Origin of the sequence: Streptomyces sp. NPDC015127, from assembly GCF_043080095.1 — a bacterium.
GTDB lineage: Bacteria > Actinomycetota > Actinomycetes > Streptomycetales > Streptomycetaceae > Streptomyces.
The window spans coordinates 301,053-317,589 of record NZ_JBIBVE010000004.1 but is presented as its reverse complement, the minus strand read 5'-3'; the positions used below and the strand labels follow the sequence as shown (position 1 = coordinate 317,589).

13 protein-coding genes and 1 tRNA gene are annotated in these 16,537 nt (G+C 73.4%); 5 read left to right on the top strand and 9 right to left on the bottom strand.

The window, feature by feature from the left end:
* Positions 1 to 8 precede the first annotated feature (8 nt).
* Both ACF08N_RS10255 and ACF08N_RS10250 read left to right on the top strand, forming a co-directional pair.
* Positions 9 to 1,097: an LLM class flavin-dependent oxidoreductase gene (locus ACF08N_RS10255; RefSeq protein ID WP_392324155.1), complete on the top strand. Its 1,089-nt coding sequence runs from the start codon at positions 9 to 11 to the stop codon at positions 1,095 to 1,097.
* 224 nt (positions 1,098 to 1,321) lie between these two features.
* Complete coding sequence (locus ACF08N_RS10250; protein WP_392324154.1) at positions 1,322 to 3,010, top strand: glycosyl hydrolase family 18 protein; 1,689 nt, start codon at positions 1,322 to 1,324, stop codon at positions 3,008 to 3,010.
* Between the two features lie 83 nt (positions 3,011 to 3,093).
* Here ACF08N_RS10250 and ACF08N_RS10245 read toward each other — a convergent pair whose 3' ends face one another.
* The gene (locus tag ACF08N_RS10245; protein WP_392324153.1) at positions 3,094 to 4,923 is read right to left on the bottom strand and encodes a putative bifunctional diguanylate cyclase/phosphodiesterase; all 1,830 of its coding nucleotides are present in this window, start codon (positions 4,921 to 4,923) and stop codon (positions 3,094 to 3,096) included.
* 428 nt (positions 4,924 to 5,351) lie between these two features.
* On the opposite strand from ACF08N_RS10245, the gene ACF08N_RS10240 reads away from it, so the two are divergent.
* Entirely contained in the window at positions 5,352 to 6,611 is a 1,260-nt protein-coding gene (locus ACF08N_RS10240) for a M6 family metalloprotease domain-containing protein (RefSeq protein ID WP_392324152.1), read from the top strand.
* 60 nt (positions 6,612 to 6,671) lie between these two features.
* Here ACF08N_RS10240 and ACF08N_RS10235 read toward each other — a convergent pair.
* From ACF08N_RS10235 to ACF08N_RS10205, 7 genes are all read right to left on the bottom strand, one after another.
* Positions 6,672 to 6,745, bottom strand: a tRNA-Lys gene (locus ACF08N_RS10235).
* Positions 6,736 to 7,380 (bottom strand): bifunctional DNA primase/polymerase, encoded by a 645-nt coding sequence (locus tag ACF08N_RS10230; protein ID WP_392324151.1) that lies wholly within the window; start codon positions 7,378 to 7,380, stop codon positions 6,736 to 6,738. Before ACF08N_RS10230 ends, ACF08N_RS10235 begins: the two co-directional genes overlap by 10 nt.
* A 674-nt stretch (positions 7,381 to 8,054) precedes the next feature.
* A complete protein-coding gene (locus tag ACF08N_RS10225) occupies positions 8,055 to 8,393 on the bottom strand; it encodes a hypothetical protein (protein WP_392324150.1) in 339 nt (112 codons plus the stop codon).
* A 73-nt stretch (positions 8,394 to 8,466) separates the two neighbouring features.
* Entirely contained in the window at positions 8,467 to 9,837 is a 1,371-nt protein-coding gene (locus ACF08N_RS10220; RefSeq protein WP_392324149.1) for an AAA family ATPase, read from the bottom strand.
* On the bottom strand, positions 9,834 to 11,423 hold the full coding sequence (locus tag ACF08N_RS10215) for a hypothetical protein (protein WP_392324148.1): 1,590 nt from the start codon (positions 11,421 to 11,423) through the stop codon (positions 9,834 to 9,836). The genes ACF08N_RS10220 and ACF08N_RS10215 overlap by 4 nt, the downstream gene beginning before the upstream one ends.
* Entirely contained in the window at positions 11,414 to 12,589 is a 1,176-nt protein-coding gene (locus ACF08N_RS10210; RefSeq protein WP_392324147.1) for a hypothetical protein, read from the bottom strand. The genes ACF08N_RS10215 and ACF08N_RS10210 overlap by 10 nt, the downstream gene beginning before the upstream one ends.
* Positions 12,519 to 13,397 carry a phosphatase PAP2 family protein gene (locus ACF08N_RS10205; protein WP_392324146.1) on the bottom strand — a complete coding sequence of 293 codons (879 nt, stop codon included), beginning with the start codon at positions 13,395 to 13,397 and terminating at the stop codon, positions 12,519 to 12,521. The genes ACF08N_RS10210 and ACF08N_RS10205 overlap by 71 nt, the downstream gene beginning before the upstream one ends.
* Positions 13,398 to 13,532: 135 nt before the next feature.
* On the opposite strand from ACF08N_RS10205, the gene ACF08N_RS10200 reads away from it, so the two are divergent.
* Positions 13,533 to 14,129, top strand: coding sequence for a histidine phosphatase family protein (locus tag ACF08N_RS10200; RefSeq protein ID WP_392324145.1), 597 nt, complete (start codon positions 13,533 to 13,535; stop codon positions 14,127 to 14,129).
* Positions 14,130 to 14,187: 58 nt separating this feature from the next.
* Here the strand turns inward: ACF08N_RS10200 and ACF08N_RS10195 are convergent, their stop codons facing one another.
* A complete protein-coding gene (locus ACF08N_RS10195; protein ID WP_392324144.1) occupies positions 14,188 to 15,609 on the bottom strand; it encodes a tetratricopeptide repeat protein in 1,422 nt (473 codons plus the stop codon).
* A 246-nt stretch (positions 15,610 to 15,855) separates the two neighbouring features.
* Here ACF08N_RS10195 and ACF08N_RS10190 point away from each other — a divergent pair, with 246 nt between their 5' ends.
* A complete protein-coding gene (locus tag ACF08N_RS10190; protein ID WP_392324328.1) occupies positions 15,856 to 16,266 on the top strand; it encodes a hypothetical protein in 411 nt (136 codons plus the stop codon).
* Positions 16,267 to 16,537: the final 271 nt, after the last annotated feature.

Below are 16,537 nucleotides of genomic sequence, written 5' to 3'. Positions count from 1 at the left end.
CCCCATCCGTGAACGCAGTGGACGAGATCCGAGGCACGGCGGCCGGCACCGCCCCCGTCCCCCTGTCCGTGCTCGACCTGGTCACCGTCGGCAGCGGGCGCACCGCATCCGACGCCCTGCGCACCAGTGTGGACATCGCCCGCCTCGCCGAGAGCCGGGGCTACCACCGGCACTGGGTCGCCGAGCACCACTCCATGCCCGGCGTCGCCTCGTCCTCCCCGGCCGTGATCCTCGCCCACCTCGCCGCCCACACCGAGCGCATCCGCCTCGGGTCGGGCGGCGTGATGCTGCCCAACCACGCCCCGCTGGTGATCGCCGAGCAGTTCGGCACGCTGGAGGCGCTCGCGCCGGGCCGCGTCGACCTCGGCCTCGGCCGCGCGCCGGGAACGGACGGCGCCACGGCGGCGGCCCTGCGCCGTACCCAGACCCTCCACGAGGGCGCCGACGACTTCCCGCAGCAGCTCGCCGAGCTGATCCGCTTCCTCGACGACGACTTCCCGGACGGCCACCCGTACGCCCGCATCCACGCCGTCCCCGGGCCGGTGCAGGCCACCTCGCCCGGCGGTGTCCAGTCGCCGGCCCGGCCGCCGGTGTGGCTGCTGGGCTCCTCCGGGTTCAGCGCCCGGCTGGCCGGAGGGCTCGGGCTGCCGTTCGCCTTCGCCCACCACTTCTCCGCGCAGAACACGCTGCCCGCGCTGGAGCTGTACCGGGAGAGCTTCCGGCCCTCGGCGGTACTGGATGCGCCCTACGCCCTGGTCGGCGTCTCGGCCCTGGCGGCGGACGACGAGCGGGAGGCCCGCCGCCAGGTACTGACCGGAGCGCTGTCGATGGTCCGGCTGCGCACCGGCCGGCCGGGACTGATCCCCACGCCGAAGGAGGCGGAGGAGTACGCCTTCGGCCCGATGGAGCGGGAGTTCGTCGACGGCTGGCTGGCGAACGTGGTCCACGGCACACCGGACGCGGTACGTGCGGGCCTCGACGACCTCCAGAAGCGCACCGGGGCGGACGAGCTGATGATCACGGCCAACGCCCACGGCGGCGATGTGCGGCTGCGCAGCTACGAGTTGATCGCGGACGCGTACGGGCTGCCCGCCTGAGTGGTCCGCTCGTGAGTCGTGCGCGCGTGGCTCATTAAGGAGGGCTTAAACCGCTCGTCACCCGGGGTGGCGAGCGGTTTTTCGCAACGGGTGCCGGTCTCCGGCAAGGGGATTCCGGCCGAAATTGGTCTAGTCCTCATTTGGTGCAGACCATTGACGGAGTCTTCGGGGGCGGCTATCACTGCTCCAACTCCCGTACCACGCACCCCCCTCGGAGGCTGCACGTGCACGTCCGCACACCCTTGCTCGCCGCGCTCACCGGTGTGGCACTCGCCGCCGGCGCGCTGACCGCCCTCGGCGGTCCCGTCGCCGCCCAGGCGGCCGACGCCGCGCCCGCCGCCTCCTCCGGCGGCGTCAAGATCGCGTACTACGACCAGTGGAGCGTGTACGGCAACGCCTTCTATCCCAAGCACCTCGACACCCGTGGCATCGCGGGCGAACTCGACGTACTGAACTACTCGTTCGGAAACATCCACCCCACCGACCACACCTGCTTCATGGCGAACAAGGCGGCGGGCGACGACGCCAACCCCAACGCCGGTGACGGCGCGGGCGATTCGTACGCCGACTACCAGCGCAGCTTCAGCGCGGCCGACAGTGTCGACGGCGTCGCCGACACGTGGAACCAGCCGATCGTGGGCGTCTTCAACCAGTTCAAGGAGCTGAAGGCGAAGTACCCCAAGCTGAAGATCAACATCTCGCTGGGCGGCTGGACGTACTCCAAGTACTTCCACGACGCGGCGAAGACGGACGCGAGCCGCAAGAAGCTCGTGTCCTCCTGCATCAAGCAGTACATCGCCGGCGACCTGCCCGTCGAGGGCGGCTACGGCGGTCCCGGCACCGCGGCCGGCATCTTCGACGGCATCGACATCGACTGGGAGTACCCGGGCTCGCCCGACGGCCACCTCGGCAACCACTACGGCCCCGAGGACAAGCAGAACTTCACGCTCCTGCTGGCCGAGTTCCGCAAGCAGCTCGACGCGTACGGCGCGGCGCACGGCGGCAAGAAGTACCTGCTGACCGCCGCCCTCCCGGCGGGCCAGGACAAGATCAAGCACATCGAGACCGACAGGATCGGCGCGTACCTCGACTACGCGAACATCATGACGTACGACATGCACGGCGCCTGGGACGGCGACGGGCCCGCGTACCACCAGTCGCCGCTGTACTCCCCGGCCTCGGACCCGACCGACCCGATCAAGCCGGGCACGCAGAAGTACTCGGTGGACAACGCCATCGACGCGTGGATCGACGGGAACGCGGCGTACGGCATCACCGGCGGCTTCCCCGCGAACAAGCTGACGCTCGGCTACGAGTTCTACTACCGCGGCTGGAAGGGCGTCCCGGCCGGCACGAGGAACGGTCTCGGCGGCAGCGCGACCGGCGCCTCGGCGGCCCGTCCGGTCAGCCAACAGGCGGGCATCGCGCACTACAAGGAACTCGGCGGCATCGTCGACAACCCGGCGACGACCTTCTGGGACGACGAGGCGAAGGCGGCGTACTTCTACAAGGACGGCGAGTTCTTCACGGGGTTGGACAGGCGCGCCGTCCAGGCCCGTGCGGACTACGCCCACAGCCGCGGCCTGGCGGGCGCGATGATGTACTCGCTGCTCGGACTGGACGCGAACGCCACGCTGTTCAAGGACATCGTCGCGGCGGTCGGCTCCTCCCCGGCGAACCCGACCCCCACCCCCACGCCGACCCCGACCCCGACCCCCACTGACCCGACGCCCTCACCGACGGACCCGGGCACCGGATGCACGGCCCCGGCCTGGTCCTCGGCCCCCGCGTACACGGGCAACACGGAGGTCTCCCACAAGGGACACCTGTGGCGGGCCAAGTGGTGGACGCAGGGCGAGGAGCCGGGCACGACCGGCGAATGGGGCGTCTGGCAGGACCTCGGCGCCTGCTGATCCCCCGGCCGGGGTGGCTTTCCCCACCCCGTGTCGCTCCCCCTGCGGCCGCCGGTGCCGTAGGGGGAGTTCGCGATCCGCCCTCAGCCCGACGCCCTCGCCGGCTGCGCGCGCGTGCCCGTGCCCAGCATCTCCGCGATCCGCTCCGGTGCCACCGCCCGCGAGTACAGCCAGCCCTGCCCCGTGTCGCAGCCGATGCGCCGCAGACGGGACGCCTGGCCCGACGTCTCCACGCACTCGGCGGTGACCGTGAGCCCCAGCCGGTGGGCGAGTTCGACCAGCGCCTCGACGATCGTCTCGTCCGCCGGGTTCGCGTGGGCCTCGTCCTGGAAACCGCGGACAAACGTTCCGTCGAGCTTCAGTGCGGATACCGGCAGCCGGCTCAGGTACGCGAGGTTCGAATAACCGGTGCCGAAGTCGTCGATCGCGATCTGCACACCCATCTCGCTGAGCGCCTTCAGCGCCTGGAGCGGCCGGCCCGCCGAGCCCATCACCGCCGACTCCGTGAGCTCCAGCTGGAGGAGGTGCGCCGGCAGTCCCGTCTCGGCGAGGATCTCCGCGACATCCGCCACGAGGTCGGAGTCCCAGACCTGCCGTACGGCGACATTGACGCTCACGAACAGCGGCTCCACGCCCGGATGGTCGAGCTGCCAGCGGCGTGCCTGGCGGCACGCGGTGCGCAGCACCCACCGCCCGAGCTGCACGATCGAGCCGTCCTCCTCGGCGATGGCGACGAACCGATTCGGCGTCAGCGTGCCGAACTGCGGGTGATTCCAGCGCACCAGCGCCTCCACACCCCGCGTCACCCCGTCGGCGAGTCCCACCAGCGGCTGGTACTCCAGGGCGAACTCGCCGCGCTCCACGGCCGGGCGGAGCGTCGAGGAGAGCGCCTGGCGCGTCATCCGGTGCGCGTTGCGCTCGGGGTCGAAGAGGGTCCAGCGGGCGCGGCCGTCCTCCTTGGCCCAGTACAGCGTCGTGTCCGCGGCCTGCATCAGCCCGGTCGCGCTCGTCCCGGCCACCGCGCGCTCCACCACGCCGATGGAGGCGGACACCGACAGCCGCTGGCCTGCCAGGTCGAACGGCTGCTGGAGCGCCGCCAGTACGGACCGGGCGAGATCGGCGAGCTGCTCGGTGCCCGTGGAGTCCTCGACCAGGATGGCGAACTCGTCCCCGCCGAGCCGCGCGACGAGGTGGCCGCAGCCGCGCCCGCCGCTGTTGTCGGCCAGCTCGGTCAGCCGGGTGGCGACGGCGGCCAGAAGCCGGTCGCCGACCCGGTGCCCGAGCGTGTCGTTGACGGCCTTGAACCCGTCCAGGTCCAGGTAGCACAGCCCGATCCGGCCGGTGGAACCGTGGTCGTACGGTGAGGACTCCAGCGCGGCGGTGAGCCGTTCGAAGAACAGCGTCCGGTTGGGCAGCCGGGTCACCGGGTCGTGCAGCTGGAGGTGGCGCAGTCGCGCGTGGAGCTCGCGCCGGTCGCTGATGTCGGCGACGGACAGCAGCACGTCGCCGGTGCCGGGCACGGGCGCGACGGTGACCTCGGCCCACAGGGCGCGCCCGTCGGGGTGTTTGAGGCGGCGGGTGCAGCGGAACCGGGAGCGCCGGCCGCGCAGCACCTCGCGGTAGGCGTGCCAGGTGCGGGCGTCGGAGGCGAGGTCGACGAGGTCGGCGGCGTACTGGCCGCGCAGTTCGGCCGGGCGGCTGCCGAGGAGAGCCGCGAACGCCTCATTGGCGCTGACGACGAGTCCTTCGTGGTCGACGACGGCCATGGCGAGCTGGGCGGCGTTGAACGCGGCGCGGTAGTCGCGCAGCTCGGCGGAGCTCGGGCCCACGCCGTAACGCTCAGTGACGGAATGGCGGACGTTTCCGGGGACTGCGACGCCCGCGGGCCCTTGTCCTTCGGAGGTTCCGCTCACCGCTCACTCCCGCATGCAGTGTGTCGTACAGGGTCGTACAAATGTGGTCGGGGGATGGCCGCCCGAGACATTCACCGAAGAAATCCCGCAAGAACTCGGGGAAAGTGTGCCGATCATAGAGGCTGGCGCGGCGGCCGTTCCAGCGTCACCGGCCCGGCGGGGGCCGCTCGGACACCACGGCCGATCGTTTCTGCGCGGGTGGCGACCGGGGTCGCGCCCCCCTTGACCGGATGTGACGTTCCGTGAGCCTTCGGAGTGTCGCCGCATCTCGGGTCGGCATCGGGCCGGTGTCGACCCGGTCACCCGAGTGGGGCACCGGAACAGGGCAAACCTCCGCAAAACATCACAGGGTGGGTGAGGCATCCAGCATTCCCGAGCCGGAGGTCCACGTGGAGGGTCAGCAGTCGCACGAGGGAACACCCGGGAGAGTGGAAGGTGTGCGCCTGCGCAACGTCGCGGCCGCGCTCACGTCTCTCATGGCGTTCACGGCCACCTCGCTCGTGGCGGGCCCCGCCGTGGCCGACTCCACCTCCGGACCGTGCGCACTGCCCCGTACCCAGGCCCACCACTCCCTGGGCCTGGACTCCTGGAACTCCTCCTATCCGCGTCCCGCCGACCGGCTCGACGCCGTGCTGATCTTCCTGTCGTTCCCGGACTCCGTCCCGCTGAACAGCCCGCAGGAGCTCGCCGCCGACCATTTCCCCGCCACCAGCGACTTCTTCCGGCGCGCCTCGTACGGGAAGTTCCTCCTGCGCGCGCACCCGCAGACGGAGTGGGTGCCGATGCCCAAGGCGTCCGTCGTCTACGACATAAGGCGTGACTGGGACCCCGAGCGGCGCGCCGACTACCTGCGGGACGCGATCGACGCGGCCGACGACGACGTCGACTTCTCGCGCTACGACGTGGTCTACCTGGTGGCCGACCCGGACGCCCCCGGGGTCGACTCCGACGCCACCAAGGTCGTCAACTTCGACCGGCCGCTGACCGCGGACGACACCGAGATCCGGCGGGTCGTCACCGTCTTCGAACGCCATCCCCCGGACCGCAACGTCCTGGCCCACGAGACCGGGCACGTCTTCGACCTGCCCGACCTCTACCACCGGCCCGAGGACGGCGGCTACGGCGACTGGGACACCCACGTCGGCGACTGGGACGTCATGGGCAGCCAGTTCGGCCTCGCACCCGACCTCTTCGGCTGGCACAAGTGGAAGCTCGGCTGGATCGGCCGCGCCGAGGTCCGGTGCGTCAACGGCGGCGACCGGGCGCCCGGCTCGGCCGGCCCGCCCGGCGGCGCGGAGATCGTCACCCTGGAACCGCTCGCCGCCGCTCCCGTGCGGGGCGGCAGCGTCGGTACGCGGCTCGCGGTGGTGCGCACCGGGCACAACAGCGTGCTCGCGATCGAGGCGCGCAGCGCCACCGGAAACGACGAGCTCACCTGCACCGAGGGGGTACTGCTCTACCGCGTCCAGGGGGAGGCCGCGTCGGGCGACGGGCCGATCGAGGTCGTGGACACGCACCCGGAGACCGAGGCGTGCGACGGCGAGTCGGTCTATCCGTCGCTGGCGGACGCGCCGCTCCAGGTCGGCGAGACGTTCACGGTGCCCGGCCCGCCGGGCGGGCGGACCCGGGTGGAGGTGGCGGACCGTACGCCCACCGGGGCGTGGACCGTCAAGATCACGACCGCGTGAGGGCCTGTCCGCGCGGGCACGAAAAGGCCCCTCGCTCTCGCGAGGGGCCTTTCCCGTCTGTGCGCCGCCAGGGACTCGAACCCCGGACCCGCTGATTAAGAGTCAGCTGCTCTAACCAACTGAGCTAGCGGCGCCTGCTGACGTCGTAGACCTTAGCATCCTGTTCGGCGGGAGGAAAAATCGAAATCCTGGCCCCGTCGCGAGCCGCCCGGACACAGGCCCACAGCAGTACCTCGGGCCCGGGGAGCCAGGGGTGGCGTGTGTCGGGGGCCACAAGCCAGCGCGGCGCCAAGGCGGTCTCGGAAGGCGTCAGCGGCGGGACGGTCACCGCGTCGCCGGTGCCGTGGCAGATGAGCGGCGGGACGGCCTCGCCCCTCCCCCTAGGACTTCGTCCTGTGGGGACCCCCACCTCCCAGTCGAGCAGCGACGGCAGGCGCTGGGCGGTGCCGGGCGCGGCGAAGAGCATCATGCGCCCGCGGTGCATGGCGACGGGCCCGGAGCCGGGGCCCTCGCGCCAGAGCCGGTCGAGCATCCGGCGCCCGAAGACGGTGGGCACGTTCACCACGTCGAAGACGGTGCCGCACGGGAGGACGGCGGGGGCGGTGGGCCGGTCCTCCCACTGGGACAGCGCCGACCTGGGGTGCGCCCGGGCCGAGGCGAGCCACCCGGCACCGGGGGGAGTGACCTCGGCGACATGATCGCGGCTCTCCTCGCGCAGCAGGGCGAAGATGTCCGTGGTGTGCTCTCGGTCCCGCAGCCATGCGCTCATGCATCCAAGGTCTACCGGCAGTAACGATCCGGTTCCCCAGGGTTGGCGGAAACAGGGACAGGACGGGGCGCAGGGGAGTATCTTGCGCCTGGCCGCGTGTGCCTGGCATATGCGGGGCCCTTGGGACGGACCGGTTTGCGCGCTCGTGCGTGGCCGGGTCCGGAAGCGCGGCGTGCTCGGGGCTTGACCGGGCTTCTCGTGCGTGGCCCGGTCCGGGCGCGTGGCGTCGGGCCCCTCCGGGGCGGGGCCCTTGGCGGGCGGCGGACCGGGTTTCTCGTACTGGACCCGGTCAGGACCGCGGCGTCGGGCCTCTCCGGGGCTCGTATCCGGGACTGCTTTCACGAACTTGTCGGTCCCTATCTCACGACGCCTTACGTCCCGAACACGACCCCTGCGCGTCCCTATCCGGGCTCGGACCCCTGGCCGACCATCCGTGGGCACCCGACCCACCCAGGCAGCGCCGTCGATCGTGGTGACGACCAGTGGCCGGAACGGATTCCGCCGGGCGGAGGGGGTCGGGGTCGGAGGAGGGGGGTGCCCGGACGTAAAGCGCCGCAGCTCGCGCGAAGCGCGGTGAGTAAAGCAGTCCGGGTACCCCACTCCGGAGGCCCCGGCACCCGGCACCACCCCCGGGCAGGGGGGCCACACCCGGGGACGCGGGGGTCCCGCGAGCGTCAGCGAGCCCCGCGGAGGAGGTCGCGGCCGAACTCGATCATCTTCTTCGCGTAGTCCTCCGTCCAGCCCGCCCGCTCCCCGATGTCCCCCGGCGTCAGCCGGTCGAAGCGGCGCGGGTCCGCCAGCTGGGCCGCGGCCATCGCCTGGTACTCGATCGCGCGGTCCGTCGCCGCCCGGAAGGCCAGCGTGAGCTCCGTCGCCCGGCTCAGCAGCTCGCGGGGGTCCTCCATGGACTCCAAGTCGAAGAAGTGCTCGGGGTCGGCGGCAGCCTCCGACGGCTCGAAGAGCAGCGGGGCCGGCCGCAACCTGCGCTCGGTCGTCCGCTCCGGTTCTGCCATGTCCGTTCTCCTCCTCGCACCACGGCCCGAGCCCCGGACCGTCATCCATTGTCCCGCTCGCCGCAAGAGGGCCTCACGGCCGCCAGCTCACCCGGTGCTCGGCCAGGTGCGCGAGGACCGCGTGGTTCGCCTCCCAGCCGTCCGGGAACTTCACGGTCACGCCGAGCTGCACCGGCTCCGTCGAGGGGTGTTCGTCCAGCAGATCGCCCACGCCCGCGCGGCACACCACGATGCACGCGTGCCGGTGCCGCGAGGCCAGGACGCACAGCCGGCCCGTCTCCAGGTGGAACGCCGTCGCGTCCGGGCGGCCCGACAGCGGGTGCAGCACGACGGTCACGTCGTACTCACGGCCCTGGAGCCGGTTCGCCGTGTCGACCGTGACGCCCGAGACCCCGAGGTCGGCCAGCGCCGCCCGGACCGCCGCCGCCTGGTCGCGGTGGGCGGTGCCGACCGCGATCCGGTCCGCGGTCAGCGGCGTCGCCTCCGGCATGGGGGTACCCCCATGCCGGAGGCCATGGGGGAGCTCCGAGACCGTGGCCCCGCCCCGGTCCAGCAGCCGTCGCACCACGAGTGCCACCGCGCCGACCGCCTCCGGGTCCGTACGGGGCGTGCGGCGCGCGGGCAGCTCCAGCAGGCCCCACCCGGACTCGGCGGCCTCGTCCAGCACCCGGTCCGGGCCCGAGCCGTCGGAGGGGACGCCGAAGGCCAGGCGCCGGTCGCCCGCGCCGGTGCCGCTGCGGAAGGGGGTGTACGGGTAGAACGCGTGGGACACGAGCGGCGCCGCCGACGCGGGGAGCCGCCACGAGACGGGCAGCCGGTGCTGCGGCAGATCCGGATTGTGGGCGAGGAGCGTGGAGACCGCGCTCGCCGACGGGTCGTACGAAAGTCCGGCCCACTGTTCGGAGCCGACGATCGAGAACGGGTCGAGCTGGCCGGGGTCGCCGACGAACAGCGCCCGCTCGAAGAGCCCGGCGACGGCGAGCAGCGCGTCCGAGCGCATCTGGTACGCCTCGTCGACGATCGCGTGCCGCCACGGTTCGACGTTCTGCACGTGCGCCCACTTCGCCGCCGTCGAGACGACGACGTCCAGGCCCGCGAGATCGGCGGCCTTCGCCGACGTACGGACGTTGTCCAGGGCGTCGAGCGCCTTGTCGTACGGGTCGGAGTCGCTGGAGTGGAGGCGGCCGACGGGCAGCTCCGGCTCCTTCTCGGCGAGACGGAGCACGAGGTCGTCGACCTGCGCGTTGGTCTGCGCGACGACCATCAAGGGGCGCCCCGCTCCGGCCAGTTCGAGCGCGGCCCGCACCACGAGCGTCGACTTGCCCGCGCCGGGCGGCGAGTCCACGACGACGCCGCGGGCGTCCCCGTGGAGGGTGTCGTGCAGGATGGCGGCGGTTGCGCGCGCGGCCTCCGCCGAGGGATCGAACGTCACGGGAGACGTCACAGGAGGTCCTCCGGGGTGACGAGGTCGGGGCTCTCGGCGGTGTCCGAGCGCGGAGGGCCGCCGTGGGTCCACGGCGTCTCCTCGGGGTCGGGCAGCTTCGGGCCGCCCCGCTGGTCGTGCTCGAACAGGGTCCAGTCGATCCGGTCGCCCTTTGCGGGCACGGACCCTTCGGCGGGCTCCTTCGCGCGGCCCATGCGGTCGGTGATGCGCAGCACGAGGACGCCGTCCCCCTCGTACCGCACGAACTCGGCGGTCTGCGGCTTGCCTTCGAGCGAGCGGTACACCTTCGTGGCCTCGCCCAGGTGCGGGCGGTCGTCCGTGCGCACCGTGACCAGCGGGCGCGGGCTCGGGCGCCTGGACTCGGACCAGGCCATCTCCACGTCGAGCACCTCGCTGGTGAACGCCTGGCCCGCGAGCCGGAAGCCTGCCAGTACCAGGGGATCGTCCAGCGCCTCGTGCGCGTCCAGCTGCGCCTGCGCGCTCTCGCGGGCGGCCAGCTTCTGGGCGGCGGTCACCGCGTCGTCGCGCCGGGGCTGCGGCGGCTCACCGGCCCGCACCCGGTCGCGGTGCGCGGTGAACGACCAGCGGTCGCGGGTCCAGCGATCGGGAACCCGGGCGCCCTCGGGCAGCGCACGCATCAGCTCGACCGTGCGCCACACCGCCTGCCAGGTCGGCCGCAACTGGCTCGCGATCAGACGGCGGACCTCCCGCTCGGCGCCGTGCAGTTCGCCCAGGCGCTCGTCCGCGCTCGCGCCGTCCTCTGCGGCCGCCAGCAGCTGCCGCGCCCGGTCGAACCGCTCCATCGCGGGCGCCAGCAGCCGGTTGTCGAACGCCGGGTCGGTCGCCGGACCGGCCGGCGGGCACAGCAGCTGCCCGTCCCGGTCGCGCGCCAGCTCGGCCCGCAGCGCGGCCTCGGCCCCCGACTCTCCCTCGCCCGCGTCGACCCAGGCGAGCACGGCGCCCAGATGCTGGTCCTCCAGCGAGGACTGGCCCGTCGCCCAGTGCCGGTTCAGCAGGTCGGTCGCCGCCAGCAGCAGCGAGGAGCCGGGCACGCGGGCCCGCTCCCCGTAGTGCGTGAACCAGCGGCCCAGCAGCGGGACGCGCGGCGGCGCGGGGTAGGGCGTGTCCGGGTCCTGCTCGGCCGTGCGCCGGAAGCGCATCGAACGGCCCAGCAGCCGTACGTACTCGACGCCCGCGCGGCTCGGCACGATCAACTGGGGGGCGTCCGCGCACAGTTCGACCTCGACGGTGACCTTCTTGCCGGTCTCCGCGTCGGTCTCCTTGCGCTCGACGTGCTCGACGTCGTCACCGAACCCGTCCATGTACGGCAGGACGGCGTCGGCCAGCTCGGCGAGGAACGCCGAGCGCAGGTCGCGGTCGCGCGGCTGGGCCACGGCCAGCAGCCGCGGCTGCTCGGGGTCCGTGCCGACCAGAGCCCCGAGCGGGGCCCCGGCCTCGCCCGCGGTCGTCAGCGGGACGAACACCAGGGGCCGGTCCGACAGATGACGGTGGCGGACCGTCGCGAGCGGCTGGGCCCGCCCCGACTCGACCGCCTCCAGCCGCGCGAGCGTCGAGATCAGCGACATGCGGCGCCCTCCTCGGCCACGGTCCCGGGCGACGGGACCCGGCCGGCCGCCCGGAGCGACTCCGCGCGCAGGGCCGCCGCCCGGCGCAGCGCGCCGACCGCCGGATCGTCCGGGTCGCCCGCCTCGCCGCGCGCGGCGGCGAGCACGTCCCCGATGGTCGTCAGCCCGCCGAGCTCGCCCCGCACCGACCGGCCCAGCGCCTCCACCGCGCCCGCGAGCCGGGCCCGGTCGCGGCAGTGGAACGCGAGCTCGCAGGCGGCCAGGCACTCGGGTGCGTACGCGTGCGGCACCTGTTCGACGGCGTCGGCCAGCTGCTCGGTCGAGCACGCCTCGACGTCGAAGGTCACCCCCTCGGGCAGCGCTCCCGCGATCTCGTCGAGCCGGGTCAGCCTCGCCAGCTGGCGGCGGGTCACCGACAGCTGCTTGCGCACGTCCACCACCGACGCGGTCGGCATGTTGGTGAAGTCCTTCGGGCAGACCAGCAGGACGCTGTGCGCCACGGACGCGCCCTCGGTGAGCGCGGCGACGCGCTCCAGCGCCAGCACGTACACCGCGGCCTGCCGGGCCGCCGCGCCCACCTTCGCCGCGTCCGCCGCCGAATCGATCATCGGGAACGACTTGATCTCCACGACCGTCCACCGGCCGTCGGGGCGCACGACGACCGCGTCCGGCTCCAGATACGCGGGGGAGCCCGCGACGTCCAGGGCCAGCATCGGGTGGTCGAGCAGCGTGAAGCCCCCAGCGCCGGTCGCCTCGCGCAGCGCCAGCGCGGTGCGGGCCGCGCGGCCCTCGGGGCCGGACGCCGTGAGGTCGGGAACCTCCAGAACGCGGCCCTCGCCCGGGTCGCCGAGACCGAGCAGCCGCATCAGCTCCTTGCCGCCGTCGGCCTTGACCTTGGCCTCGAAGGCGTTCCCCCGCATGAACGCGAACTGCGACTGCCCGAACGCCGCCGGGGAACCGAGCGCCGAGGCCAGCGCCGCCTTGTCCACGCCCGCGCCGTCCAGCAGGGCGCGCCGCTTGCAGCCGGGGTTGGCGGCAAGGGCCGCGAGCGCGCGGGCGTCGAGCGGATGGGGCTGCGCCGCGGGGCCGCGCAGCTCAGCGAGCCGCTGCCTGAGTGCTGTCGTCGGCGCCTTCGGAGGAGGTGCGCTGTCCGGGGATTCGCTCACCCGCCGAAGTCTCGCATTCGCCACCGACAACGGGGGGAACAGCGGGCGCCGCCGGCTGTGCGAAGCCGGCCGCGACCCGGTCGGCGAGCCGCATCGCGTACGGCGCGAGCAGGGCTCCGACGCCCATCACGGCGGCCCCGGCGACCGCGTCGAGGAAGTAGTGGTTCGCGGTGCCCAGGACCACGAGCACGGTCAGCAGCGGGTAGGCGACGCCGAGGGCTTTCATCAGCGGCGTACGGCCGTACCGCCAGAGCATCACACCGCACCACAGCGCCCAGCCGACATGGAGGCTGGGCATGGCCGCGTACTGGTTGGTCATGCCGCCGAGTCCGCGCGGCGCGCTCGCCTCCCCGCCCCACCAGCCGTACGCGCTGTACTGGGCCATCGTGTCGACGAAGCCGTGGGCCGCGCCGAGCAGCCGCGGCGGGCAGGTCGGCATCAGCGTGAAGCCGACCAGGCCGAGCAGGGTGGAGACCATCAGCCAGGTGCGGGCGGCCCGGTAGCGGGCGGGGCGGCGGCGGAAGAGCCAGACCAGGATCGCCGGGGTCACCAGGTAGTGCAGGGTCGCGTAGGCGAAGTCGGCGGGTATGCCGATCGCCGGGGTGTCGGTGAAGAGACGGTTCAGCGGGTGCTCGGCGTTGAGCAGGAGTGCCTTCTCGGCCCGGAGTATCGCCAGTCCGTGGTCCACGGCCGTCGTCACGTCCCCGCGGGCGAGGAGCCGTCCGGCCGAGTACGCCGCATAGACCACGGCGATCAGCATCAGCTCGGTCCACCAGCGGGGCCGATGGTGCTGCGCGGGGAGCGGCATCCGGTCAGTCTCCGTCTTCAGTTCGAAGGATCACCCGTCCTGGACAGGGACGCGGGGACGGTCCCGGAGGTTGCCTCCCGATGTGGTGCGGGATGATGGGACGACAAGCACTTGTGAACATCAGGGAGAGCGCCCATGGCACCGCGGATCCTGCTCGCTCGGCACGGCCAGACCGAATGGTCGCTGAGTGGCCGGCACACCGGCAGGACGGACATCCCGCTGCTGGACGAGGGCAGGCGCGGCGCGAAGCTGCTCGGCGAGCGGCTGCACCGGGCGCCGTGGTCGGGTCTGCCCGGCGTCGAGATACGCACCAGCCCGCTCGTGCGGGCGAGCGAGACGTGCGCGCTGGCCGGCTTCGGTGACCGGGCGCAGCCGTGGGACGCCCTGATGGAGTTCGACTACGGCGCCTACGAGGGCCTGACCCCGCCCGAGATCCAGGCCCGGCAGCCCGGCTGGCTCCTGTGGCGCGACGGCGTCCCGGAGGGCGAGACGCTCGCGCAGGTCTCCGCCCGCGCGGACGAGGTCATCGAGTGGGCGCTCTCCGCCGACCGCGACGTGCTCGTCTTCGCGCACGGCCACATCCTGCGGGCGATCGGCGCGCGCTGGCTGGGCGAGGACATCTCGTTCGGCGCGCGCATCCGCCTCGACCCGACGAGCCTGTCGGTTCTTTCGTGGGCGTACGGGGAGCCGGCGTTCGAGCGCTGGAACGATTTGGGTCACCTGGAGGTCTGAGCGCGGGCCGACGCCTCACGCGCGGGACGCGGGCGTCCTGCGCTCCGGCACGGACGTCTTACGCGCGGGCCACGCGGCGGGTGGCCGACGCGTGGTGGTCCAGGAAGGCCGCCACCCCCTCGGCCCGCCGGTGCGGGGCCAGCACCCGCGCGGTGTCCGCCAGCATCGTCCGGATACGCGACGAACGGACGTCTCCGAGCAGCGCGAGCACCTGCTCACCCGCCGCGGCCGCCTCGTCCGGTGCGCCCGCGCGCGCCAGGTCGGCGGCGAGCTCCGCGCGGTAGAGGGCGAGGTTGCGGGTGAAGCGGTGGTCCTGCAGCGCCGCCGCGCGGCGCGCGTGGTGTGCGGCACGCGTGAAGTCGCCGAGCGCCGCCCAGCACTGCGCCTGGAGCGCCTCCAGTTCCGGCTCGGCGAAGAACGACATCCACTCCGGGTCGTCCGGCGCCGCCCCCTGCGCGAAGTGCGCGTGCGCGCGGGCGAGCGACTGCTCGCAGCCCGTGCGGTCCCCGAGCCCGGCCCAGCCGCCCGCCTCCCGCAGCGCGAGCAGCGACAGCAGCCGCGGCGAGGCGACCTGCCGGGCGACCTGCCGGCCGGCCTGCGCGGTACGCACCGCCTCCCGGTACCGGCCCGCGTCCCTGGCCAGGAACGACGTGTTGCAGAACGCGTGCGCCTCCAGGGCCGGGTCGCCCGCCACGCGGGCGGTGGCCAGCGCCTCCGCGTAATGCGAACGCGCGTCGTCGAAGCGGCCCGAGTCGTGGGCCAGCCAGCCGACGGACAGGGCGAGTTCGCCGGCACCGGCGTGCAGGCGGTCCGCCGTCGACCTGCGGGACCAGGTGCCCGCGTCGAGCAGCGCGTACGCGGCCTTCAACGGCTGGGCGGCCCGCCGGTAGAGCCCGTCGCCGCCGTGCCGGTCGTCGAGGAGGCGGATGCGTCGCACCGCCTCCTCGACGGCACCGACCTCGGCCTCGCCGACCCGGCGCTGGGCGGGCACGGAACCGGAACCCAGACCGAGTCCCAGGGAGGCGGCCGCCACCGTGGCGGAGCCGCTCGTCATGAATGCGCGACGCAGCACGTCGCTCTCCTCGTCGATGTCACTGTGGCTGTTGGGCCGGCCGCCGTCGAAGGGGCAGCACGGCTGGGGGAAGGGGGACGCCGGGCGGCGTGCCCCGGAAGCTTCGGAGGCCGCGCGGCGGCCGCGGCCGCGCACGTCCTCCCGGGCGGTGAAGCCCAGATCGGTCAGGGTGAGACCGGGGAACATGTGCAGGAACACCCGCTCGTAGGCGTAGTTGGGGCAGCGGATCTCGCCCGCCTCGACCCGGCCGATGTAGCGGGCGTCGCACGAGACCTGCTCGCCGATCTCACGGGCGGCCCTGCGGACGGCCGTTGCGAACTCGCCCGGGGAGCGAGATCCGCGCAACCGGCGGAAGGCCAGGTTGGGGTGCGGGGGATGCGCCCTCGATGCCTGTGACGACGACGCCATGGCCGAGCCCTCTCTTGGTGCAGCCGTGTTCCGGCGGAGCAAGAACGTACCTGCTGTCACAGGGTGCTCACACAGGGTTTGACTACAAATGGGACATCTCGCCGGTGATCTGCCATGAACTGCCATCCTTTGCGGCGGCGTGCCGCCGTAGCCCTTGACGCGGACGGGCGTTGAACCGTACGGAGACCGGCTACGTGTCTCCCTATGGGACGCGGCGAGGAGGGGATCCCCTTGTTGGAGATCGGCATGGAGGCTGCCGGTGCGACACCCTCGACCACGGTGGCCCACGGGCCCACACCGGACAGCAGCATGCCGCCGGCCGCGCCGTGCGACCTGGTGACGGTCCCCGCGCGTCAGGGCCTGGAGGCCGTCGACATCCTGCGCCGCGCGGCGGCGGCGCCCGGGGTGGGGCCGGTGCTGCACGACGGGGCATGCGACACGCTGGGCTTCCTGGTGCCGCCGGGCACGGCGGACGGGTGGGACGTACCCGGCAGTGCGTGCACACAGACTGCGGGACGCGGCGCCGTGCCGCCGGTACGGGGCTCGGGCTGGCTGCTGCCGCCGGAGGGGACGGAGCCGGTCACGGACCCAGCGGTCCTGAGGGAGGCGCTGGGCGAGGCGGCCCGCCTGATCGAAGCGGCGGACAACTGCCGCTGACCCGCGCGAAGCGCGGTGTGCCGGTGGGGTGATTTCCCCCACCCCGCCCCTCCCCGAAACTCTGCCGAGAGCTGGGCCACAGCCCCGCCGCCGCCCGCTTCGCGGCGCGATGGCTGCTGCCCGGCGCCCGCTGCGCAGTGCGCGGGCATGCGAGCCGGGCTGCCGCCCGTCGGCCCGGCGGCGCCCGCTTCGCGGCGCGAGGGTACGTGGACTGGATGCCGCCCATAGCCCGGCGCTTGCTTCGCGGGCGCGAGGGGCGCAGCCCGTAGGC

Coding starts and splice junctions, on each gene's coding strand:
- ACF08N_RS10230 (WP_392324151.1), bottom strand. CDS start 7,380: ATGAGCGCATGGCTGCGGGACCGAGAGCACACCACGGACATCTTCGCC.
- ACF08N_RS10225 (WP_392324150.1), bottom strand. CDS start 8,393: ATGGCAGAACCGGAGCGGACGACCGAGCGCAGGTTGCGGCCGGCCCCG.
- ACF08N_RS10215 (WP_392324148.1), bottom strand. CDS start 11,423: ATGTCGCTGATCTCGACGCTCGCGCGGCTGGAGGCGGTCGAGTCGGGG.
- ACF08N_RS10205 (WP_392324146.1), bottom strand. CDS start 13,397: ATGCCGCTCCCCGCGCAGCACCATCGGCCCCGCTGGTGGACCGAGCTG.
- ACF08N_RS10200 (WP_392324145.1), top strand. CDS start 13,533: ATGGCACCGCGGATCCTGCTCGCTCGGCACGGCCAGACCGAATGGTCG.
- ACF08N_RS10195 (WP_392324144.1), bottom strand. CDS start 15,609: ATGGCGTCGTCGTCACAGGCATCGAGGGCGCATCCCCCGCACCCCAAC.
- ACF08N_RS10190 (WP_392324328.1), top strand. CDS start 15,856: ATGGAGGCTGCCGGTGCGACACCCTCGACCACGGTGGCCCACGGGCCC.